Below are 19,527 nucleotides of genomic sequence, written 5' to 3'. Positions count from 1 at the left end.
TAAGGTAAAAAGCCAAATGACCGCTTAATTTGGGTCAATTTCCAGCAAACCCATGATTTTTACGGAGAGAATAGTGCCATCCAAGATGATGAAGGAATTTCGAGCTTTTGCGGTCCGTGGCAACGTTGTTGACCTGGCAGTGGGTATCATCATTGGCGGAGCCTTTGGAAAGATCGTCGATTCCCTGGTCAATGACATTGTCATGCCCCTCATTTCTACCCTTCTGGGGGGCAGAATCGACTTCACCAACCTCTTTATCGTGTTGGGTACAGTTCCTGAGAACATACCCCGTACCTTTGATGCCCTCAAAAAGGCTGGTATCCCCATTTTTGCTTACGGCAACTTCATCACCATCCTGATTAATTTCATCCTGCTCGCATTTGTGATCTTCCAAATGGTCAAGATTATCAACAAAATCAGAGCAGAAGAACCAAAAGAGGCACCCCCAACACCAGAAGACATTGTGTTGCTAAGAGAAATTAGGGATTATTTAAAGAAGTAGCAAAGGTTGGTTCGTTTGAGCCTCTATTTCCATTTTTTGTTTACAAAACTAACTATCTATCAAATCTAGGGAATACCAATCTACATCAAACTAAATAAATAAAAAACCCACTGTGCGAACACAGTGGGTTCATTTGCTACAACTAATCTTAGCTAGCCTAAGCTAGCGTCAGATTAGAAAGTGTGACGTACGCCAACAGCGTAGTTGCTGGCATTAAAGCTGGTTACGCCTAAGCTACTAGAATTGGCACTAGAGGTTCCAGCTTGACCATAAATTGCATACAGGTTTGTACGCTTGCTCAAGTTGTAGTTGGAACCAACTTGCCATCCTACGATGTTAGCGGTGGGTTCGCCTACACCAAATGCTTGGTAACGGCCATTACCAACGCTCGCCCAACCCTCAACTTGTTTGGTCAGGTTAGCACGAACACCAATTTGCTGTGCTGAACGTTGGAGATAGTTATTTGAATTAATCTGTGAAGTAACTTTACGATTAATCCAACCAGCATAGGCTTTCAAAATACCAAAGTCATACATCGCACCAATGTAAGTCTGGTTATCAGTAACGTTTGTGCCACCCGCACCAGTGGTCCAAGCAGCAGGAGCTCCAGTTGTGGCTGTGCCATTAGCAGCTTGAGTATTGGTAGCAGCGTATGGATTCTTAGAAGTGAATGATTGATAGTTTGCGGTGATCAACAATTTTTGGATTGAATAATTCAAGCCAAGGCCCCAACCATTTTGATTGTTGATACCACCTGTATACCCGTTAGGCGTTGCAGATGCAGTTGCGCCCTGAGTATCGTTCTCGTTATTCATAACAAAAATAGCGTTGGCAACTAAACCGCTGATATTTTCGGTCTGAAGTCTGAGGGTATTACCAGTTCTTAGTGTGAAGCCATTTGTATTGCCGTTAACGTTTCCACCGTTGGTGCTAACACCAGTGTAAGAAGGGTAAATTACGTTACCGACAATGTTGTTACATGCGCCAGGGTCGGTTGCACATACTGCGTTAAAAATTGGGGTGTTCTGAGTACCAATTTGAAACGATCCAATACCCTTTTGACCCAAACCAACGAAAGCTTGACGAGTTTGCAAACTAGAAAAAGTGGTTGATTGGGGTTGTAATTGAGTCTCAATTGTGAAAAAAGCGCGAGTGCCGCCACCGATGTCCTCGTTACCACGGAAACCCAAACGACTGGTTGACTGGGCGCCTTGGTTAAACGTGCTAAAAGTTTGTTTAGCAACAGCGTTGTTAGAAGCAACGCGCTCATTACCACCCACATATCCCACATCCAAAATACCGTATACGGTCACGCTGGACTGGGCTTGTGCGGCACCAGCAAACGCGCCCATTGCGGCGAGTGCTAATAGTGATTTTTTCATTGTTTAAATCTCCATAAATTAAGAAATGCCCGAATTCCTTCGAGACCATTGAATTATCCCGTTTTTGTATGTAAATACAGCCTTTTGAGGCTTTTTTATGGCTATTCGTTGTATTGGTGCAACAGGGATTTCTTATTAATTTATTTTATATAAATCAATGCTTTACAGAACTATTCTGATTTTTCTTCTTGGGATTCAGTTTTGGGTAGGTAAAAACGAGCAATAAATAAGCCAAGCTCATAGAGAAGGCACATGGGAATAGCTAAAAAGAGCTGGGATAGGACGTCTGGTGGGGTCACAATGGCCGCAATCACAAATGCCCCAACAATCACATAGGGCCTAATCTCCTTCAGTTTTGCCAGACTCACAATCCCCATTTTGACCAAAACCACAACCACCACCGGTACCTCAAAGGTGATGCCAAAGGCCAGAAAGGTAGACATGGCAAAGCTTAGGTATTTATCAATGTCAGTCGACATATCGGCACCCAAGGGGGCGTTGTAACTGGCCATGAACTGGAAAACCGTTGGGAACACCAGGAAGTAGGCAAATGACATCCCAACTAAAAATAGTGAGTAACTACTTACTACTAATGGGAGGATTAGTTTTCTCTCATGGGTGTAGAGGCCTGGGGCAATAAAGGCCCACATTTGATAGAGAACAATCGGTAGCGCAATTAAGAAGGCGACCAGCATCGTGACCTTCATCGGCACAAAAAAGGATCCGGTTACATCGGTCACGATCATCTTACCCCCGGCTGGAAGGGCATCTAGAAGTGGCTTGGCAAACAAATGAAAGATATCGGGCGCCCAATAAACCAGCGACAGAAAAACAATAATCACCGCGATCGCGGCTTTGATCACCCGATCGCGCAACTCAAAGAGATGCGACATGAAGGTTTCTTGAAAACCCTCGCCCTCTTTTGCAGTCTCTTCGCTCTGACCTGGTTTGGTATCGGACATCTTCTTTGTTCTTAGTTCTTGATTTTTTACTTACTTAATACTGGACGCTTGAATCGTTTGACTCTTGCTGCACCCGATTGCACTCGAGTGCGCACACCCGCTGAGTGTTTATACCAAAGGGGTCTAGCGGTGCGCTTGACACCCCAACTATCTCGCCCTTGACGAAGCGCATCTCGATACACCTTAGTCACATCTGGTGCCGAATCTAAGATTGAACTAGAGAACTCATCGGTCGTGGGCTCGGCCTGATCGCTCAGGTTTACATTCGCCTCTTGCACGGTGGCATTAAGGGTGCTTTCCATCTCCCGCATGGCGTCAGCACTTGCCTCACGCAGCTTCTTGAACTCATCGAGCTCAATTTGGCGATTGACCTCGGTACGAACCTCCGCCATATAACGCTGCGCACGCCCAAACAAATTGCCCGCCATGCGAGCAACTTTGGGTAAACGTTCGGGGCCCACCACAATCAAAGCCACCACTGCAATCAGGGCGAGCTTTGATACACCAAGATCAATCATCGATGCATCGCTGGTATTTAGTTTGTGTGTTTGGTTCGATCAGGTCTTACGACTTGTTCACGTCCTTGGCTTGCACATCAACAGTCTTTTCTGCTGCTGCAGGGGTCTGCGACTGAATCTGTTCGGTCTTGGCTTCATCACCATTTTTCATGCCATCTTTGAAGCCTTTTACGGCACCGCCTAGATCGGAACCAATATTACGGAGCTTCTTGGTACCAAAGACCAACAAAATAATGACCAGTACGATTAACCAGTGCCAAATACTAAATGAGCCCATCTCAATTTCTCCTCGGATTATTTTTTCCAGGGGCGCGGCCCGCCCATCACATGCAGATGCAAGTGATAAACCTCCTGACCCCCATCCGCGCCATTGTTCACCATCACCCGAAATCCCCCCTCTTTACCAGGGCGACATCCTTCTTGGGAAGCTAAACGCGGGGCTAATTCCAACATTCTACCCAGCAATGGCGCGTCGTGGGCAGTCGCTGACTCCAACATCGGTAGGTGTTTCTTAGGAATCAGCAATAAATGCACTGGGGCGGCCGGATTAATGTCCTTAAACGCCAGAATTTCATCATCCTCATAGACCTTTTGGCAAGGAATTTCCCCTGCAACAATCTTGCAAAAAATGCAGTTTGGGTCGTAACTTGGGTGTTTCATAGGCTGGCATCTTACCTGAATTAAGCCCAAAAACGGGCAAATCTGGGGTAAGCACTACGTTTTGCGACTGGCCTTCTCGGTAATGCCCGAAGTACCCTCGCGACGCTTAAGTTCGGCCAGTACATCTTCGGGACGTAAATTGAATCGGGAGAGCGCTACTAGGCAATGAAACCACAAATCAGCCATCTCACCAACTAATAACTGTTGGTATTTAGGGTCAAGCTGATTCTGGCGCGAGTCCTTGGCCGCCATTACTGTTTCTGTGGCCTCCTCCCCAATCTTCTTCAGAATCGCATCATCGCCCTTGATAAACAGCTGGGCAATATATGAACTTCCAGCATCGATCTTGCCACTCACTACATCAGCACGACGGCTATCGACCACATCGGCTAGATGCGCCAAGATGGAATCGAGGTTGGGGTTTTGGTTGAATTGATTCGGGCTACTCATGGCTTCATTGTATCGACCCAATTGCTCGCCACAGAGTCCCACTCATTAAAAAAGCAACTGTGTCTACCAGTATGGCAAGCAATTCCGTCTTTTTGATCCACGATCAGTAAAAGCGTGTCGCCATCGCAATCCAACCGAATCTCTCGCACAGTTTGTGTATGACCCGACTCTTCGCCCTTATGCCACAACTTGTTGCGTGAGCGCGACCAATACACCGCCTCACCCTTTTGTAAGGTTTGCAGTAGAGAGGCTTGATTCATCCAAGCCATCATCAACACATCTCCCGATGAGGCCTCCTGAGCAATCACCGGCACTAAGCCTTGCTCATTCCAAACAATGCGATCAAGCCATGGGCCTGGTTTTAATAGAGGGTTTAACAATTTATTGTTCAAAGAATTATCCGGTGGCTCGTTTTATTGCATAGGATATTTTTCTATTCTGACAGATCCAAACGAAAATGCCTATGGTTCCTGATATTCAAATGCAGGAGCATATTGATCGATATCCTGAGCATTCATTCCCAAATTTTGAGCAAGAGACTTCCATTTGGAGATAACTAATCTCATTTCAGATAGGATAGCTTTTGCTTCCGCATTTGGTAACTCAAATGATTTTGAAATAGCCAAACCCGCATCTAATGATGCAAACTCTCCGCTTTCCTGCGAAATCCATGTTTTTAATGCTCTCATTTTGTCTGGAAAAGGATTTAAATCAAATGCTGGTGCCAGTACCCACTGATCACCTGTGGTGTGCAAGAAGCCATGATTTTTTAAATGATCATCGACATTGTTAATCAATATATTAAATATCATACGTCTCCATAACTGACCAAGATCATATTTAGCTCTAGGGCTGATGGTCCGAATCAGGCTTGCAATGTCCTCGTATGTGTATTGTTGATTTGATTTGGCTTGAAGCAATGAATTAGCAGATAAGTACATCAATCGTTTTGGGCCATCACGGTCAAACCGTTTTATCAATGCAACGGGAATACCATCGGAGTCAACGACTTGTGATCCGGCACTATCGATACCGCAGCGCTTTGCCAAATGCAGGGCAAGAACCTCACCGTGTACGATCGATCGCGTATCCCCTACGCTTGGGAACTTTCCTATGGATAAATTTCCCTCGGCATCGATGATGCTACATTTTGGTCGAAGTCCACCCAGCGATGTTCCAACACCGCGAAGATATTCCAAATCTTTTAATGTTTCCTGATTTTCTTCGATTGCTTTGCTTGCGCGTAATAGTTGAGGTAATTCAAGAAGGGGTGGAATTTGTCGTTTGTGATCTACTCGGCGCTGAAAAATGCCTTCCGAATCTTTTAATCGAATGGCACCGATCCGACTAAAGTCACCAATCCACATCAAATAATCAAAATCATCAAGGAGCGCAGTTGCTCGCTGATTACTAGCACCATCCTTTCGTTGCTTTGCAAAATCCCGTTGAATGACCATCTTGCCCCATCCATCTGGCTCGATATCTGAAAAGCAAGCAAAAAAGCTGGATTCGTCTGATGTGCGAGCCGTATGAAATTGATAACCACTTATTAAGGGCAAATCGGGTGAGAGTGCAAACTGATCTGGATTGCGCAACCACGAATCGGAATACAGAAAGGCGCTGGTACTTTTTTGGCCTTTCTTTTCATAGCTTAACTTGCCAACTTCAATGGGATTCTCGCCAACGAAGATAGTGCACTCTTTTCTCATAATGCACCCGTCTTTGTCTTCGATGGACGAATACGTTTAGGTAAGCGCCCTTCTTCCAAAAGTATGCCCGTAGTGTCATGAGCGCTGTCACACAATTCTTCAAAAATTGTCCCCATACCAAGACCCCAAAAGACCATGGCATAAGCACCAATCGATGTTCCGGGCGCACCCTGAATCATTCGTAAATACAGAGGCCTTGAAATACCAGCTCGCTCGCATAATGCGGCAGTCGTGAGGCGCCTTTTTTTTCGGGCCATCTCAATGTCCTCACCCAGTTTTTCTAGCGAAAGCTTAATACGAGGGGGTAGATGATGTTGATTTTCTTTCATAATGATACATTAATATTACTTTAAACGACTTATTGTAACATTAATGTATCATTATAAATAAAGTCTTCGCTATGATTGATTAAATCCTTACCGCGACGCCCTGCTTTGCCATATATTGCTTAGCCTCTTGCACACTGTGCTGTCCGTAATGAAAGATACTTGCAGCAAGCACCGCATCGGCTCTCCCAATCTGAATTCCGTCCACAAGATCCTGCAAGCCACCCACACCACCAGAAGCAATCACGGGTACTGAAACCGCCCTGCTTACTGCAGCAGTCAGTTCCAGATCAAAACCATCCTTGGTGCCATCGCGATCCATGCTGGTGAGCAAAATCTCGCCAGCACCACGCTTAGCGACCTCCATAGCCCACTCAATCGCATCGATGCCAGTCCCTTTACGACCGCCGTGTGTGAACACCTCCCAACGCTTGGGGGCGGTTTGCTTGGCATCAATTGCGACCACAATGCATTGCGAGCCATAATGCGCGGACGCATCCGAGACCAAATCCGGATTGGCGACCGCTGAGGAGTTCATGCTCACCTTATCAGCCCCAGCATTGAGTAGGCGCCGCACATCCTGAGTAGCACGCACTCCACCGCCGACCGTCAAGGGAATAAATACCTTCGATGCCACCGCTTCAATGATGGGCAAAATCAGATCACGGCCATCCGATGTTGCGGTGATGTCCAGAAAGGTAAGTTCATCAGCGCCTTGCTCGTTATACCGCTGCGCAACCTCAACTGGATCGCCCGCGTCTTGCAAGCCAACAAAATTAATTCCTTTAACGACCCTGCCTGCAGTGACATCGAGGCAAGGAATAATGCGTTTCGTAAGCATCGTTTGCCTACTTGGCTTTGCTGAGTTGATCAGCGTACTGTTGTGCCTCAGTTAGGTCTATATCACCGGTATAAATGGACCGCCCTGCGATCACACCCATCACGCCTTCGTCCTCGACTGCACATAAAGCTTCAATATCTTTCTTGCTCGAGAGACCACCGCTGGCGATCACCGGGATGCGAACCGACTGTGCAAGTTTGACGGTTGCCTCTAAATTAATACCCTTGAGCATGCCATCGCGCCCAATATCGGTGTAGATGATGGCCTCAGCGCCATAGTCCTCAAACTTCTTCGCAAGATCAATCACCTCATGGCCCGTTAACTTACTCCAACCGTCGGTGGCGACCTTACCATCTTTAGCATCCAAGCCCACCATGATGTGCCCCGCAAATGCGGTACACGCATCTTGTAAAAAACCAGGGTTCTTCACCGCAGCGGTGCCAATGATGATGGTGCTAATGCCATCATCAAGTAAGCGCTCGATGGTTTCTAAATCGCGGATACCACCGCCCAATTGCACAGGAATATCATCACCCACCGCTTGGAGAATGGCTTTAATCGCAGCCTCATTCTTGGGCTTGCCAGCAAAGGCGCCATTAAGATCAACCAAATGCAAACGACGTGCACCTTTACTCAGCCAGTGCTTAGCCATTGCGGCTGGATCTTCGGAGAACACGGTGCTACGGTTCATATCACCTTGCTCAAGACGTACACAATGTCCGTCTTTAATATCAATGGCAGGTATTAACAACATAAGATCATCTTGTTGAAATCAATCAGGGTCGCCAGGCGACAAAGTTTTGATAGAGCTTAAGTCCGTATTGAGCACTTTTCTCGGGATGGAACTGCGTAGCAAAAATAGTATCGCGAGCCACGGCCGATGTAAACCACCCGCCGTAATTCGTTGATCCTACAGTATCTTCTGGGTTAGCCACCTCCACATAATAACTGTGCACGAAGTAAAAACTCGTCATGTCGGGGATACCATGCCACATCGGGTGATCACGGTCTTGGCGAACCTGATTCCATCCCATGTGCGGGATCTTAAACTCCGACCCATCCTCTTGAGTACCCGACAAATGAAAGCGTTTCACCTTCCCTGGCATTAAGGCAAGGCACGCCGTATTGGTCGTTACTCCGGGTTTGCGCTCTTCGCTCTCTTCAAAAAGCATTTGCTCACCCACACAAATCCCAAACAACGGCTTCTCACGCACCGACTGCATCACTGCATCCATGAGGCCCGAGGAACGTAACTGCTTCATGCAATCGGGCATTGCACCCTGCCCAGGCAACACCACACGGTCTGAGCGCAAGATCTCGGCAGGATCGCTCGCGATTGTAATGTTGCACTCTGGCGCCACGTGCTGTAGGGCCTGCGAGACCGAGCGCAAATTACCCATTCCATAATCAACAATAGCGATGTGCATCGCGATCTCAATAATCTCGTTGGCAGAAGAAGTATGTCTTACAAACTTCCCTTGGTGGATGGCACCGCATGGGGTGAACGTGGATCGATACTTAAGGCCATGCGCAGTGCTCGCCCAAAGGCCTTAAATACGGTCTCAATCTGGTGATGCGCATTCACACCCCGAATGTTATCGATGTGCAAGGTCACGCCGGCGTGGTTTACAAAACCACGGAAGAACTCGATGCTTAAATCCACATCAAAGTCACCCACCCGTGCACGGGTAAAGGGGACATTGAATTCCAGGCCTGGACGGCCAGAGAAATCAATCACAACGCGCGACAAGGTCTCATCGAGTGGCACATAGGAATGGCCATAACGCGTAATACCCGCTTTATCACCAACCGCTTTCGCAATCGCTTGGCCCAAAGTAATACCGACATCCTCCACAGTATGGTGATCATCAATATGAGTGTCGCCCTGGGCATGCACCTTGAGATCGATCATGCCGTGACGGGCGATTTGATCGAGCATGTGATCCAAAAACGGTACTCCGGAGTTCAAATCCGCTTTGCCGGTACCATCCAAGTTCAAGGTAATTTGGATCTTGGTCTCTGAGGTATTACGACTGACATCTGCTTGGCGCATGGTGTATGAGTAAAAATAATAAGTCTTAAGCGTTCATAATATCATTTGTCATTCAAAATCAATCACTTCACCTGTTTTTTCATTGTTACTCTTTGGACCCCATTGCGATGAGCCTCTTTTGGAACCCCGATCTGCAGAACTTAAGCCCGTATGTTCCCGGGGAGCAGCCCAAACACGAGAAACTTGTCAAACTCAATACCAATGAGAGCCCCTATGGGCCCTCACCCAAAGCCTTAGCAGCGATTGCTGCAGGTAATCACGAGGGCTTGCGGCTATATCCCGATCCGGATGCCAAGGCTCTCAAGGAAGCGATCGCCAAGCACTATGGCCTAAAACCCGACCAGGTATTTGTGGGCAATGGCTCGGATGAAGTACTCGCTCATGTGTTCTTGGGGCTTCTCAAACACCCCAAGTCCCTCCTCTTTCCCGATATCACCTACAGCTTCTACCCAGTCTATTGCCAACTGTTTGGGATTGACCACCAGACAATTGCGCTCGATAGTCAATTTGCCATTCATCTAGCTGATTACGTTCAAAAGACCAACGAATTAGGCGGAAACAGTGGAGTTATTTTTCCGAACCCCAATGCGCCCACAGGCCGCGCTCTGCCGCGCACAACAATCGAAGAGTTCCTAAAAACCAATACCCAAAGCGTGGTGGTGGTTGATGAGGCCTACGTAGATTACGGTACCGAATCGTGTGTGCCACTCTTACACAAAGGCTATTCCAATCTTCTGATCACCCACACGCTCTCGAAATCCAGGGCTTTGGCAGGATTGCGGGTTGGTTACGCTTTAGGTCACGCTGAGCTCATCACGGGACTCGAGCGCGTGAAGAATAGTTTTAACTCCTACCCCTTAGGCCAATTAGCACAAGCTGGTGCGATTGCAGCGATTGAAGATCAGGCGCATCTTGATGCAATCACTCAAGAAGTGATCAAGACCCGCATGGCCAGCGACGAGCAACTAAAAAGCCTAGGCTTTGAGACCTTACCCTCGAGCGCTAACTTTGTCTTTACCCAACATCCAAAGCACGATGGCGAGAAATTGTATTTAGCCTTACGTGAGCGCGGGATCATCGTGCGCCACTTCAAAACACCCCGGATTAAGAACTATCTTCGCATTACGATTGGCACGAATGAGCAAATGAACATCCTCATCGATGCCTTGCGCGACATCGTCTCGTAATTTTTTGTAGTGGGGCTGAGTTAATTATTTTTTCGTGAGCCGCATCTCGGCTGCACGCGCGTGCGCCTGCAAGCCCTCGCCATGCGCCAAGGTGCTAGCAATCGGGCCCAAACTTTGCGCACCCGCTTCACTCACCTCAATAAGGCTCGAGCGCTTAATAAAGTCATAAACACCTAAGGGTGAAGAAAACCGCGCCGTCCGTGCCGTGGGTAAAACGTGATTGGGCCCAGCGCAATAATCACCTAATGACTCACTGGTGTAAGAGCCCATAAAAATAGCGCCCGCATGCCGAATCTGCGCGGCCCATTGATCGGGATTGTTTGCACAAATCTCGAGATGCTCAGCCGCGATCAAATTGGCAATTTGGCAAGCCTGCGCCATATCGTCCACCTCAATCAACAGCGCCCGATTTTGTAGAGATGCGCGGATTACTTTCTCTCTAGGCATTTGCGGCAATAGCTTCTGAATACTCGCATCCACTCGATCAATGAACTCTTTATCAGGACAGAGCAAAATCGATTGGGCGAGCTCATCGTGCTCGGCCTGCGAAAACAAATCCATTGCAATCCAGTCTGGATCGGTAGAACCATCGCACAATACCAAGATCTCTGAGGGACCTGCAATCATATCGATCCCCACTCGACCAAATACTCTGCGCTTGGCTGCTGCTACATACGCATTACCAGGGCCTACGATCTTGTCGACTGCCGGCACCGTTTGGGTTCCATACGCCAATGCGCCAACCGCCTGTGCCCCGCCAATCGTAAAGACCCGATCCACTCCTGCTAGATGAGCGGCTGCCAATACCAAGGGATTACGCGCACCATCGGGTGTGGGCACCACCATCACAATCTCGCCAACCCCGGCAACCTTCGCAGGAATGGCATTCATGAGAACAGAGGATGGATATGCCGCCTTACCACCAGGCACATAAATACCAACGCGATCCAAGGGCGTGATCTTTTGACCTAAGCGTGTGCCATTGCTCTCGGTGTACTCCCACGAATGGCAACCAGTTTCTATCTTCTGGCGCTCGTGATAGGCCCGCACTCGCTCGGCCGCAGCGCGCAAGGCGCTTGCTTGCTCTTGCACTAGAGATTGATAAGCCGTGGCAAGATCAGCAGAGGTGATCTCAAGATCGCCAACCTGATTGACTGCTAAGCGATCAAATTGCTGGGTGTATTGCAACAGTGCCGCATCGCCCTCGCGCTCAATGCGCTCTAAAATCCCAAGCACAATCTGATCAATGGCTTGATCGTCGGCCGATGGAATCGATAAACTCGATAGCAAGGTCTTTTCAAAGCCAGGGTCTCGGCTCGTAAGGCGTCGAATCTTGACACTCATGGCTGCCAAACACTCAGGATCTTTTGTAATTGAGCGCGCTTACGCTTAAACGATGCTTGGTTCACAATTAAACGTGCACTGATATCAGTAATCGACTCGACCTCGACTAAGTTATTGGCGCGCAAGGTGTTGCCTGTCGATACCAAATCCACAATCGCATCGGCCAAGCCCACCAAGGGAGCTAATTCCATCGATCCATATAAATGAATCGTATCAATGTGCACACCCTTGTTGGCAAAGTGCTCACGCGCGCAGTTGACATACTTAGTGGCCACTCGCAAACGCGAGCCCTGGCGCACCGCTGCTGCGTAATCAAATCCATTTTTGACAGCCACTGCCATTCGACAGCGCGCGATTCCTAAATCAATTGGAATGTATAAACCATCGCTGCCTTTTTCTAAAAGAACGTCTTGACCTGCTACACCAAAATCAGCGGCACCAAATTGCACATAGGTGGGTACATCCGATGCACGCACAATGATGATTTGCACCTCCGGATTGGAGGTCGGAATAATTAACTTACGGGATTGCTCGGGGTCTTCAAGCGGACGAATACCCGCCTTTGCTAAAACAGGGGCGGTTTCTTCAAAGATACGTCCTTTGGACAAGGCTAAAGTCAACATAATGACCCATTATTTCATGCGGCGGATGTTTGCGCCAAGTTGGGTCAATTTCTGCTCCATACGATCGTAACCACGATCAAGGTGATAGATCCGATCTACCTGGGTCTCACCTTGAGCCGCTAAACCAGCAATCACGAGACTTGCGGAGGCGCGCAAATCGGTCGCCATCACCGTTGCACCCGAGAGCTTATCAACGCCCTCCACAATCGCCGTATTACCCTCAATCGAGATATCGGCCCCTAAGCGATTGAGCTCTTGCACATGCATAAAACGGTTCTCAAAAATGGTCTCCGTGATGCGTGAGCTACCCCCAGCAATTGCATTAAGTGCCATAAACTGCGCTTGCATATCGGTTGGAAAGGCTGGGTACTCGGAGGTACGAAAGCTCACCGGTTTTGGACGACCACTCATCGATGCAGAAATCCAATCCGCACCTTTTTTCATTTTGAGACCCGCCTCTTTGAGCTTGACTAGAACAGCATCTAAGGTGTCGGGTCGGCAGTTCTTGAGAACAATCTCTCCACCGGTGGCTGCTACCGCACATAAGAAGGTACCGGTCTCAATACGATCCGCAATCACATGATGGCTTGCCCCGTGCAAGGTGGGGACTCCCTCGATCACGAGGCGATCACTACCAATGCCACTGATCTTCGCACCCATTTTGACTAAAAGCTCAGCCAAATCACCGACCTCGGGTTCGCGCGCTGCATTTTCTAAAATCGTTGTTCCCTCTGCAAGGCAGGCTGCCATTAAAAGATTTTCTGTACCGGTCACGGTAATCATGTCGGTCAGGATCGCATTACCCTGTAAGCGAGTATTTGGTTCTGCAATCTTCGCAACGATAAAACCTTTACGAATCTGAATACTCGCCCCCATCGCCTTCAAACCTTTGATGTGCTGATCCACAGGGCGCGCTCCAATCGCACAGCCCCCAGGTAGCGATACCGTGGCTCGTCCCATCCTTGCCAAAAGCGGGCCCAATACCAAAATCGATGCCCGCATGGTTTTTACTAACTCATAGGGCGCCTCAGGACTTGAAATCGTTCCGGCTTGCAAAATCAAATGGCTGCGATCGTTCGGATTCGGAAACTCTAGAGTGACGCCCATTTGTTGCAAGAGCTTTAACATCGTGCGCACATCTTGCAAATCAGGCACATTAAAGAGCTCAACTGGATCAGCTGTTAATAAGCTTGCACACAAAATAGGTAAAGCGGCATTCTTAGCACCCGCAATATTGATCTCGCCCTTGAGGGGGGCTCCCCCTGTCATCACTAATTTATCCATACGCTGATCTGAATTAATTTATTGAGCCGCAAACTCGTCGGGTGTAAAGGCTTTAATCGAGAGCGCATGGATCTCCGCCTTCATTCGATCACCCAAGGCTGCGTAGACCAACTGATGGCGTTGCACCAAACGCTTCCCAGCAAACTCGGGGCTTACGATGGTGGCATAAAAATGTTGCCCATCACCCTCGACCTCTAAATGCGTACAGGGGAGCTTCTCGCTGATATAGCTTTTTACTTGCTCAGGGGTTGGAAACATCGCAATCCTTCATTAGTGGCGTAATTTATAACCCGATTGTAGTAAACGCAGGGCCAAGCCCGAAACAACTAAGAAAAACGTGGTCACAATTACTAGGCTTAGCCAGGGCGAAACATCGGAGACCCCAAAAAATCCATAGCGAAAGCCATCAATCATGTAAAAGAATGGATTGAGATGCGAAATAAACTGCCAAGTTTCTGGCAAAGAGTGAATGGAATAAAACACTCCGGAGAGCATGGTGGCAGGCATGATCAAAAAGTTCTGAAAGGCAGCTAATTGATCAAACTTATCGGCCCAAATACCCGCAATCAATCCCAAGCCGCCCAAGATCGCGGCCCCCATGAATGCAAACAAGATAATCCAAACGGGGCTTTGCATGGTAGGCACATCAAATAAGAGGGTAATGATTAAAACGCCCAGACCCACCACGACTCCCCGAAATACCGCAGCCAGCACATAGGCTGAATAAAACTCAAGGTGCGTGAGTGGCGCCAACAAAACAAACACTAAATTACCGGTAATTTTGGATTGAATTAATGAGGAAGAGGTATTGGCAAATGCGTTTTGTAACACGCTCATCATGACCAAACCCGGAATTAAAAATGCCGTGTAGGTCAACTTGTCATACACCACCAAGCGACCTTCTAAAACATGCCCAAAAATCATGAGGTACAGCACAGCAGTCAAGACAGGTGCCGCAACCGTTTGAAAGGCAACCTTATAAAAACGCTTAATCTCTTTACGTAGCAGGGTTGGAAAACCACTACCGTATTCAAATGGAATTGGCATTATCACTACTCTCCCGCCATGATCTGAATAAATACATCCTCAAGATCAACCTCTTGACCCGCTTGCGCTTTGTGAGATCCATAGCGTGCGAGAAGATTTTGAGTAGTATCCAGTGCCACGACTTGACCAGACTTGAGCATCGCGATACGACCACACAAAGATTCAGCCTCTTCTAAATAGTGCGTGGTCAGCAAAATGGTATGGCCATCTTGATTAAGCCGACTAATAAATTTCCAGAGGGACTGACGTAGCTCGACATCCACCCCGGCGGTTGGCTCATCTAACACAATCACTGGAGGGCGGTGAACTAGGGCTTGCGCTACCAAAACACGGCGCTTCATGCCCCCAGAAAGCGAGCGCATATTACTGTTGGCTTTACTGGTTAAATCGAGGTGCGTCATGATTTCATCGATCCAATCGTCATTGTTCCGAATCCCAAAGTAGCCCGACTGAAACCGCAAGGTCTCGCGCACCGTAAAAAAAGGATCAAACACCAGCTCTTGAGGAACCACGCCAAGTAAACGGCGCGCTTCAATGAAGTTGGTTTGCACATTCGTGCCCATAATGAATGCGCGACCAGAATCAGGTCGGCACAAGCCAGCCAAAATAGAAATGAGAGTGGTCTTACCAGCACCATTAGGGCCGAGCAATCCAAAAAACTCGCCCTCTTTGATATCTAAGGAAACATCCTTGAGAGCTTGCAATGAACCGTAGGATTTACTTAAATGCTCGACTAAAACTGCGGACTGCATAAATTATTGAAGGCCCAAAAGATCAGTCACTCCGTATACACCAGCGAGCACTTTTAACTTCGCAGGAGGATTTAATACCACCAAGGATTGATTACGCTCTTGCAACTGGCGGCGCCATGCGAGCAAAACCGCCAGCACACTTGAATCAAAGTCAGATAGGGCAGAACAATCAACTTGATAATCCTTAGTTAATGCCTCACTACCCCGCTTTGTAATCTTCTCGGCATTCGTCTGGTTAACTTGGTTAGGTAAAGCAAAACTCATATTTACTTCTTACCTGCCAACATCGCATTGCGCTCTTGCAAAAACTTGATCAAGCCTTCGACACCGTTTTGGCTAATTTGATTGGTAAATTGATTGCGGTAAGCCTCAATTAACCAAGCGCCCATGATGTTGATGTCATAGACTTTCCAGCCATCATTGGTTTTCTCGAGGCGATAGTCTAGGGGAATGGGATCTGATTTACCAATCACCACGGTGCGCACAATCACATCGGTATCACTCGGATTGGCACGAAAGGGTTTGTATTGAACCGTTTGATCACGCAGCTGGCTTAAGGCTCCTGAATAAGTCCGAATCAATAAGGATTTGAACTCGGCAATCAATTGATTTTGCTGCTCTGGGGTTGCCTTACTCCAATTTCTTCCCATGGCCAATTGCGTGGTTCTGCGCATATCCGTGTAGGGAACAATTTTCTTTTCGACTAAATCCACCACGCGGGGAATATTGCCTTTCTGAATCTCAGGGTCGGCTTTCACAGAGGCCATCACATCAGCCACAATCATTTTGATAAGACCATCGGGTGTATTAGGGTCTGGTGCATTTTGGGCGCTGGCAATCCCAAGCGCGCCGGAAAGCAAAAAGGCAAAAAATGATAGTAAGGCTGTTTTCACGATAAACCGATCAAGAAAATAAAGAATTAATTTTAGTCTCTTTGAACCATTTACTCGTAGGGGTTCTCATAGACTGGGGCAGGAGGCTCCTTACCCTCTTTGGCCTGATCAATTTGATACTGACGCCTCTGAATATAGGCATCACGTGTAAAGGTGTACTTATCAATCGCTGCACCCTCCAAAAGATCGCCTGCCTCATAGTAGTTATTACGGGCATTAACAATCCGCAATCCCGTCAAACTATTACGCAAGGCTACGTCCGGCAAGAGACGGAAAAGATAATCGGTTTCTAAATCGACTGCAGTACCAAAGGTATCGCGTACATTGCTTGGCCCAAAAAACGGCAAGACCACATAGGGTCCTGGCGGAACACCCCAAACACCAAAGGTCTGCCCAAAATCCGCTTTGTGTTTTTCTAAGCCACCCGGTGTGGCCATATCAATAAACCCACCCAATCCAAAAATAGTATTGACGACCACCCGCATTAAATCACTAAAGGCCATGCTGACATTGCCTTGCAATAAATTATTTACGGAAGTGTAGATGTCGCGGTAGTTACCAAAAAAGTTATCAATGCCTTGCTGCGCTGGCTTTGGCAGAATAAATCGATAGCCTTTGGTGATTGGCTTTAACAAATACTCATCCAATCCTTCATTGAAAGAGAAAACTGAGCGATTAAAGGACTCCCAAGGATCCTGCGGCGATGGCTCGCTGCCTGCCGGGATACTCGCACATCCGATGATGCAAAGGCTCAGAAGAGTAACGCACAGGCGCTTTAGAAAAATCACAATAATTTTAGTTCTTAAATAATGAGATTATTTGGTGCCCGACTTGGTATCGCCTTTGTCCTGGCCAGTATCCGCTGCCTTGTTGTATAGAAATTGGCTAATGAGATTTTCTAGAACAATGGCTGATTGGGTTTGAGTAATCTTGCCACCATCGGCGAGCATTTGCTCATCACCACCCGCTTCAAGACCAATGTATTGCTCGCCTAACAATCCTGACGTTAAGATCTTTGCCGAGGAATCTTTGGGAAACTGATAGGCCTTTTCAATCGTCATCGTCACTGTGGCCTGATAGGTCGTGTCATCAAACTGAATCGTTGAAATACGGCCGACCACAACGCCCGCACTTTTTACCGGTGCGCGCGGCTTTAAGCCGCCAATATTGTCAAAGCGGGCCGAGACCGTGTACGTTGGGGCAAATGACACAGCACTCATATTGCCGACCTTAAGCGCCAGAAAAAGCATGGCTAACATGCCGATCGTTACGAATAATCCAACCCAAATATCAATCGCACTTTTTTTCATAAGAATCCTAGTTTATTCCGGTCTTGGCCTACGCTTTAGTTGGAGAACATCATGGCAGTTAATAAAAAATCTAAAGCTAACACTGCTAAGGATGAGAGCACTACGGTCCTCGTAGTCGCTTGCGAGACGCCCTCAGGGGTCGGCTTTGACTCATAGCCCTGATAGAGGGCAATAAATGTCACGGCTACACCGAAGACAATGCTTTTAATAAAGCCATTGGCAATATCATCAAATAGGTCAACCCCACCCTGCATTTGAGACCAGAATGCACCGCTATCGACCCCAATTAGCGGGACACCCACTAGATACCCACCCAAAACACCGACAGCAGTAAAGATGGTGGCCAAGATTGGCATCGCAATAATCCCGGCCCATAAACGCGGTGCGATTACTCGGCGCAAAGGGTCAACCGCCATCATCTCCATGGCAGATAACTGCTCTCCCGCTTTCATGAGACCAATCTCGGCTGTTAGCGAGGTGCCGGCACGGCCCGCAAACAACAAAGCGGTAATGACTGGGCCTAGTTCACGCGTTAAGGACAATGCGACCAATAAACCAAGAGCCTGTTCCGAACCATAACGCGTTAAGGTGTAATAGCCTTGTAAACCCAATACAAAACCAACAAATAAGCCCGATACGGTAATGATCACAAAGGAATAGTTACCGACGAACAAAATTTGATCCGATACCAGGCGCGGTCGTTTGAGCAACCCGCTAGAACGCATCAACACCAAGAAAAACATGCGGGCAGCGTAGCCAAGGCCCGTAATATTTTTACGAATAAAAAATCCGAGATCACCCAATGCGTTCGTGATTAGATTTGATTTGGAGCTTGGTTCGAGATTCATTAACGGTGTAATCCGAAGTCACTTGCTAAATCCGGGCCTGGGTAATTAAAAGGTACCGGGCCCTCAGGCGAGGCATCTAAAAATTGGCGCACAAATGGATCTGCTGAGCGATTGAGTTCATCGGGCGTGCCTTGCGCTCCAATCTTGCCATTAGCAATAAAGTACACGTAGTCTGCGATCTCGAAGGTCTCTTCGACGTCGTGTGTCACCAAAATGCTGGTTGCGCCCAAAGCGTCATTGAGATTGCGGATTAATCGCGCTGTAATCCCCAAACCAATTGGATCAAGTCCTGCAAATGGCTCGTCATACATAATAAGCGGTGGGTCTAAAACAATCGCGCGTGCCAAGGCAACTCGCCTTGCCATCCCCCCTGAAATCTGTGAGGGCATTAAATCACGAGCGCCGCGTAAACCAACCGCATTTAATTTCATCAGCACCAAATCACGAATCAGCTCTTCACTTAGGTTCGTGTGCTCACGCAATGGAAAAGCGACGTTCTCAAACACGCTCAAATCAGTAAATAAGGCACCGAACTGAAATAGCATGCCCATACGTCGTCTTGCTTGCATGAGTTGATCGCTAGTCATCGCGGAAATCTCACGGCCCTCAAACTCCACTGAGCCCGTTTGAGCGGTCACCTGTCCACCAATCAATCGCAAGACCGTGGTCTTACCGCAACCCGAACCACCCATCACCGCAACCACTTGGCCGCGGCGAAATTCCATATGAAGCCCACCGAGAATTTGGCGCTCACCCGGGGCATACGAAAAATCCACCCCCCGAATGGAAACAACGGGCGAATCGATCGCGCCTGAGGTGAGAGTAGACGGCATTAC

The 19,527-nt window shown here is 47.9% G+C and carries 27 protein-coding genes; 2 read left to right on the top strand and 25 right to left on the bottom strand.

Annotation, left to right across the window (positions count from 1 at the left end; all coding sequences use genetic code 11):
• Positions 1-52: 52 nt before the first annotated feature.
• The gene (mscL, locus tag AOC32_RS00610; RefSeq protein WP_325051148.1) at positions 53-502 is read left to right on the top strand and encodes a large conductance mechanosensitive channel protein MscL; all 450 of its coding nucleotides are present in this window, start codon (positions 53-55) and stop codon (positions 500-502) included.
• Between the two features lie 173 nt (positions 503-675).
• Here the strand turns inward: mscL and AOC32_RS00605 are convergent, their stop codons facing one another.
• From AOC32_RS00605 to hisB, 13 genes are all read right to left on the bottom strand, one after another.
• Positions 676-1,884 (bottom strand): porin, encoded by a 1,209-nt coding sequence (locus AOC32_RS00605; RefSeq protein WP_108507646.1) that lies wholly within the window; start codon positions 1,882-1,884, stop codon positions 676-678.
• Between the two features lie 170 nt (positions 1,885-2,054).
• Positions 2,055-2,846 carry a twin-arginine translocase subunit TatC gene (gene tatC, locus AOC32_RS00600; protein ID WP_108507645.1) on the bottom strand — a complete coding sequence of 264 codons (792 nt, stop codon included), beginning with the start codon at positions 2,844-2,846 and terminating at the stop codon, positions 2,055-2,057.
• Between the two features lie 26 nt (positions 2,847-2,872).
• Positions 2,873-3,364, bottom strand: a complete 492-nt coding sequence (gene tatB, locus AOC32_RS00595) for a Sec-independent protein translocase protein TatB (RefSeq protein ID WP_108507644.1) — start codon at positions 3,362-3,364, stop codon at positions 2,873-2,875.
• A gap of 46 nt (positions 3,365-3,410) precedes the next feature.
• Positions 3,411-3,641, bottom strand: a complete 231-nt coding sequence (tatA, locus tag AOC32_RS00590) for a Sec-independent protein translocase subunit TatA (RefSeq protein WP_108507643.1) — start codon at positions 3,639-3,641, stop codon at positions 3,411-3,413.
• A 17-nt stretch (positions 3,642-3,658) separates the two neighbouring features.
• On the bottom strand, positions 3,659-4,024 hold the full coding sequence (locus AOC32_RS00585; RefSeq protein WP_108507642.1) for a histidine triad nucleotide-binding protein: 366 nt from the start codon (positions 4,022-4,024) through the stop codon (positions 3,659-3,661).
• 54 nt (positions 4,025-4,078) lie between these two features.
• Complete coding sequence (locus AOC32_RS00580) at positions 4,079-4,474, bottom strand: phosphoribosyl-ATP diphosphatase (protein ID WP_108507641.1); 396 nt, start codon at positions 4,472-4,474, stop codon at positions 4,079-4,081.
• Complete coding sequence (hisI, locus tag AOC32_RS00575; RefSeq protein WP_234409760.1) at positions 4,471-4,866, bottom strand: phosphoribosyl-AMP cyclohydrolase; 396 nt, start codon at positions 4,864-4,866, stop codon at positions 4,471-4,473. Before hisI ends, AOC32_RS00580 begins: the two co-directional genes overlap by 4 nt.
• A 69-nt stretch (positions 4,867-4,935) precedes the next feature.
• Complete coding sequence (locus tag AOC32_RS00570) at positions 4,936-6,183, bottom strand: type II toxin-antitoxin system HipA family toxin (protein ID WP_108507639.1); 1,248 nt, start codon at positions 6,181-6,183, stop codon at positions 4,936-4,938.
• Positions 6,180-6,512, bottom strand: coding sequence for a helix-turn-helix domain-containing protein (locus tag AOC32_RS00565; protein WP_108507638.1), 333 nt, complete (start codon positions 6,510-6,512; stop codon positions 6,180-6,182). The genes AOC32_RS00570 and AOC32_RS00565 overlap by 4 nt, the downstream gene beginning before the upstream one ends.
• Before the next feature lie 79 nt (positions 6,513-6,591).
• On the bottom strand, positions 6,592-7,350 hold the full coding sequence (hisF, locus tag AOC32_RS00560) for an imidazole glycerol phosphate synthase subunit HisF (RefSeq protein WP_108507637.1): 759 nt from the start codon (positions 7,348-7,350) through the stop codon (positions 6,592-6,594).
• A 7-nt stretch (positions 7,351-7,357) separates the two neighbouring features.
• Positions 7,358-8,104, bottom strand: a complete 747-nt coding sequence (hisA, locus tag AOC32_RS00555; RefSeq protein ID WP_108507636.1) for a 1-(5-phosphoribosyl)-5-[(5-phosphoribosylamino)methylideneamino]imidazole-4-carboxamide isomerase — start codon at positions 8,102-8,104, stop codon at positions 7,358-7,360.
• Positions 8,105-8,126: 22 nt separating this feature from the next.
• Entirely contained in the window at positions 8,127-8,777 is a 651-nt protein-coding gene (hisH, locus tag AOC32_RS00550) for an imidazole glycerol phosphate synthase subunit HisH (RefSeq protein ID WP_199908506.1), read from the bottom strand.
• Between the two features lie 38 nt (positions 8,778-8,815).
• Positions 8,816-9,403: an imidazoleglycerol-phosphate dehydratase HisB gene (gene hisB / locus AOC32_RS00545; protein ID WP_108507634.1), complete on the bottom strand. Its 588-nt coding sequence runs from the start codon at positions 9,401-9,403 to the stop codon at positions 8,816-8,818.
• A 107-nt stretch (positions 9,404-9,510) separates the two neighbouring features.
• On the opposite strand from hisB, the gene hisC reads away from it, so the two are divergent.
• Positions 9,511-10,590 (top strand): histidinol-phosphate transaminase, encoded by a 1,080-nt coding sequence (hisC, locus tag AOC32_RS00540; RefSeq protein WP_108507633.1) that lies wholly within the window; start codon positions 9,511-9,513, stop codon positions 10,588-10,590.
• Positions 10,591-10,614: 24 nt separating this feature from the next.
• Here the strand turns inward: hisC and hisD are convergent, their stop codons facing one another.
• Genes hisD through AOC32_RS00480 form a run of 12 tightly spaced genes read right to left on the bottom strand, consistent with a single transcriptional unit; the run spans position 10,615 to position 19,524 of the window.
• Positions 10,615-11,934 carry a histidinol dehydrogenase gene (gene hisD / locus AOC32_RS00535; protein ID WP_108507632.1) on the bottom strand — a complete coding sequence of 440 codons (1,320 nt, stop codon included), beginning with the start codon at positions 11,932-11,934 and terminating at the stop codon, positions 10,615-10,617.
• Complete coding sequence (gene hisG / locus AOC32_RS00530) at positions 11,931-12,557, bottom strand: ATP phosphoribosyltransferase (protein WP_199908505.1); 627 nt, start codon at positions 12,555-12,557, stop codon at positions 11,931-11,933. Before hisG ends, hisD begins: the two co-directional genes overlap by 4 nt.
• A gap of 9 nt (positions 12,558-12,566) precedes the next feature.
• A complete protein-coding gene (gene murA / locus AOC32_RS00525) occupies positions 12,567-13,841 on the bottom strand; it encodes a UDP-N-acetylglucosamine 1-carboxyvinyltransferase (protein ID WP_108507630.1) in 1,275 nt (424 codons plus the stop codon).
• A gap of 18 nt (positions 13,842-13,859) precedes the next feature.
• Positions 13,860-14,099 (bottom strand): BolA family protein, encoded by a 240-nt coding sequence (locus AOC32_RS00520; protein ID WP_108507629.1) that lies wholly within the window; start codon positions 14,097-14,099, stop codon positions 13,860-13,862.
• A 12-nt stretch (positions 14,100-14,111) separates the two neighbouring features.
• Positions 14,112-14,888 (bottom strand): ABC transporter permease, encoded by a 777-nt coding sequence (locus AOC32_RS00515; protein WP_108507628.1) that lies wholly within the window; start codon positions 14,886-14,888, stop codon positions 14,112-14,114.
• Between the two features lie 5 nt (positions 14,889-14,893).
• Positions 14,894-15,640: an ABC transporter ATP-binding protein gene (locus AOC32_RS00510; protein WP_108507627.1), complete on the bottom strand. Its 747-nt coding sequence runs from the start codon at positions 15,638-15,640 to the stop codon at positions 14,894-14,896.
• Positions 15,641-15,643: 3 nt separating this feature from the next.
• Entirely contained in the window at positions 15,644-15,904 is a 261-nt protein-coding gene (locus AOC32_RS00505; protein ID WP_108507626.1) for an STAS domain-containing protein, read from the bottom strand.
• Positions 15,905-15,906: 2 nt separating this feature from the next.
• Positions 15,907-16,536 (bottom strand): MlaC/ttg2D family ABC transporter substrate-binding protein, encoded by a 630-nt coding sequence (locus AOC32_RS00500; RefSeq protein WP_407675553.1) that lies wholly within the window; start codon positions 16,534-16,536, stop codon positions 15,907-15,909.
• A gap of 47 nt (positions 16,537-16,583) precedes the next feature.
• A complete protein-coding gene (locus AOC32_RS00495) occupies positions 16,584-17,321 on the bottom strand; it encodes an MlaA family lipoprotein (protein ID WP_234409758.1) in 738 nt (245 codons plus the stop codon).
• Positions 17,322-17,348: 27 nt separating this feature from the next.
• Entirely contained in the window at positions 17,349-17,843 is a 495-nt protein-coding gene (gene mlaD / locus AOC32_RS00490; RefSeq protein ID WP_108507624.1) for an outer membrane lipid asymmetry maintenance protein MlaD, read from the bottom strand.
• A gap of 35 nt (positions 17,844-17,878) precedes the next feature.
• The gene (mlaE, locus tag AOC32_RS00485) at positions 17,879-18,691 is read right to left on the bottom strand and encodes a lipid asymmetry maintenance ABC transporter permease subunit MlaE (protein ID WP_108507623.1); all 813 of its coding nucleotides are present in this window, start codon (positions 18,689-18,691) and stop codon (positions 17,879-17,881) included.
• Positions 18,691-19,524 (bottom strand): ABC transporter ATP-binding protein, encoded by an 834-nt coding sequence (locus AOC32_RS00480; RefSeq protein WP_108507622.1) that lies wholly within the window; start codon positions 19,522-19,524, stop codon positions 18,691-18,693. Before AOC32_RS00480 ends, mlaE begins: the two co-directional genes overlap by 1 nt.
• Positions 19,525-19,527 lie beyond the last annotated feature (3 nt).

Origin of the sequence: Polynucleobacter acidiphobus, from assembly GCF_003065385.1 — a bacterium.
Taxonomy (GTDB): domain Bacteria; phylum Pseudomonadota; class Gammaproteobacteria; order Burkholderiales; family Burkholderiaceae; genus Polynucleobacter; species Polynucleobacter acidiphobus.
The sequence above is the reverse complement of the archived record's forward strand: the minus strand, read 5'-3'. Positions and strand labels throughout refer to the sequence as shown.

What these genes read in the sequence shown, in the direction of transcription:
- mscL (WP_325051148.1), top strand. Translation starts at nt 53, where the DNA reads ATGATTTTTACGGAGAGAATAGTGCCATCCAAGATGATGAAGGAATTT.
- AOC32_RS00605 (WP_108507646.1), bottom strand. Translation starts at nt 1,884, where the DNA reads ATGAAAAAATCACTATTAGCACTCGCCGCAATGGGCGCGTTTGCTGGT.
- tatC (WP_108507645.1), bottom strand. Translation starts at nt 2,846, where the DNA reads ATGTCCGATACCAAACCAGGTCAGAGCGAAGAGACTGCAAAAGAGGGC.
- tatB (WP_108507644.1), bottom strand. Translation starts at nt 3,364, where the DNA reads ATGATTGATCTTGGTGTATCAAAGCTCGCCCTGATTGCAGTGGTGGCT.
- tatA (WP_108507643.1), bottom strand. Translation starts at nt 3,641, where the DNA reads ATGGGCTCATTTAGTATTTGGCACTGGTTAATCGTACTGGTCATTATT.
- AOC32_RS00585 (WP_108507642.1), bottom strand. Translation starts at nt 4,024, where the DNA reads ATGAAACACCCAAGTTACGACCCAAACTGCATTTTTTGCAAGATTGTT.
- AOC32_RS00580 (WP_108507641.1), bottom strand. Translation starts at nt 4,474, where the DNA reads ATGAGTAGCCCGAATCAATTCAACCAAAACCCCAACCTCGATTCCATC.
- AOC32_RS00570 (WP_108507639.1), bottom strand. Translation starts at nt 6,183, where the DNA reads ATGAGAAAAGAGTGCACTATCTTCGTTGGCGAGAATCCCATTGAAGTT.
- AOC32_RS00565 (WP_108507638.1), bottom strand. Translation starts at nt 6,512, where the DNA reads ATGAAAGAAAATCAACATCATCTACCCCCTCGTATTAAGCTTTCGCTA.
- hisF (WP_108507637.1), bottom strand. Translation starts at nt 7,350, where the DNA reads ATGCTTACGAAACGCATTATTCCTTGCCTCGATGTCACTGCAGGCAGG.
- hisA (WP_108507636.1), bottom strand. Translation starts at nt 8,104, where the DNA reads ATGTTGTTAATACCTGCCATTGATATTAAAGACGGACATTGTGTACGT.
- hisH (WP_199908506.1), bottom strand. Translation starts at nt 8,777, where the DNA reads ATGCACATCGCTATTGTTGATTATGGAATGGGTAATTTGCGCTCGGTC.
- hisB (WP_108507634.1), bottom strand. Translation starts at nt 9,403, where the DNA reads ATGCGCCAAGCAGATGTCAGTCGTAATACCTCAGAGACCAAGATCCAA.
- hisC (WP_108507633.1), top strand. Translation starts at nt 9,511, where the DNA reads ATGAGCCTCTTTTGGAACCCCGATCTGCAGAACTTAAGCCCGTATGTT.
- hisD (WP_108507632.1), bottom strand. Translation starts at nt 11,934, where the DNA reads ATGAGTGTCAAGATTCGACGCCTTACGAGCCGAGACCCTGGCTTTGAA.
- hisG (WP_199908505.1), bottom strand. Translation starts at nt 12,557, where the DNA reads ATGTTGACTTTAGCCTTGTCCAAAGGACGTATCTTTGAAGAAACCGCC.
- murA (WP_108507630.1), bottom strand. Translation starts at nt 13,841, where the DNA reads ATGGATAAATTAGTGATGACAGGGGGAGCCCCCCTCAAGGGCGAGATC.
- AOC32_RS00520 (WP_108507629.1), bottom strand. Translation starts at nt 14,099, where the DNA reads ATGTTTCCAACCCCTGAGCAAGTAAAAAGCTATATCAGCGAGAAGCTC.
- AOC32_RS00515 (WP_108507628.1), bottom strand. Translation starts at nt 14,888, where the DNA reads ATGCCAATTCCATTTGAATACGGTAGTGGTTTTCCAACCCTGCTACGT.
- AOC32_RS00510 (WP_108507627.1), bottom strand. Translation starts at nt 15,640, where the DNA reads ATGCAGTCCGCAGTTTTAGTCGAGCATTTAAGTAAATCCTACGGTTCA.
- AOC32_RS00505 (WP_108507626.1), bottom strand. Translation starts at nt 15,904, where the DNA reads ATGAGTTTTGCTTTACCTAACCAAGTTAACCAGACGAATGCCGAGAAG.
- mlaD (WP_108507624.1), bottom strand. Translation starts at nt 17,843, where the DNA reads ATGAAAAAAAGTGCGATTGATATTTGGGTTGGATTATTCGTAACGATC.
- mlaE (WP_108507623.1), bottom strand. Translation starts at nt 18,691, where the DNA reads ATGAATCTCGAACCAAGCTCCAAATCAAATCTAATCACGAACGCATTG.
- AOC32_RS00480 (WP_108507622.1), bottom strand. Translation starts at nt 19,524, where the DNA reads ATGCCGTCTACTCTCACCTCAGGCGCGATCGATTCGCCCGTTGTTTCC.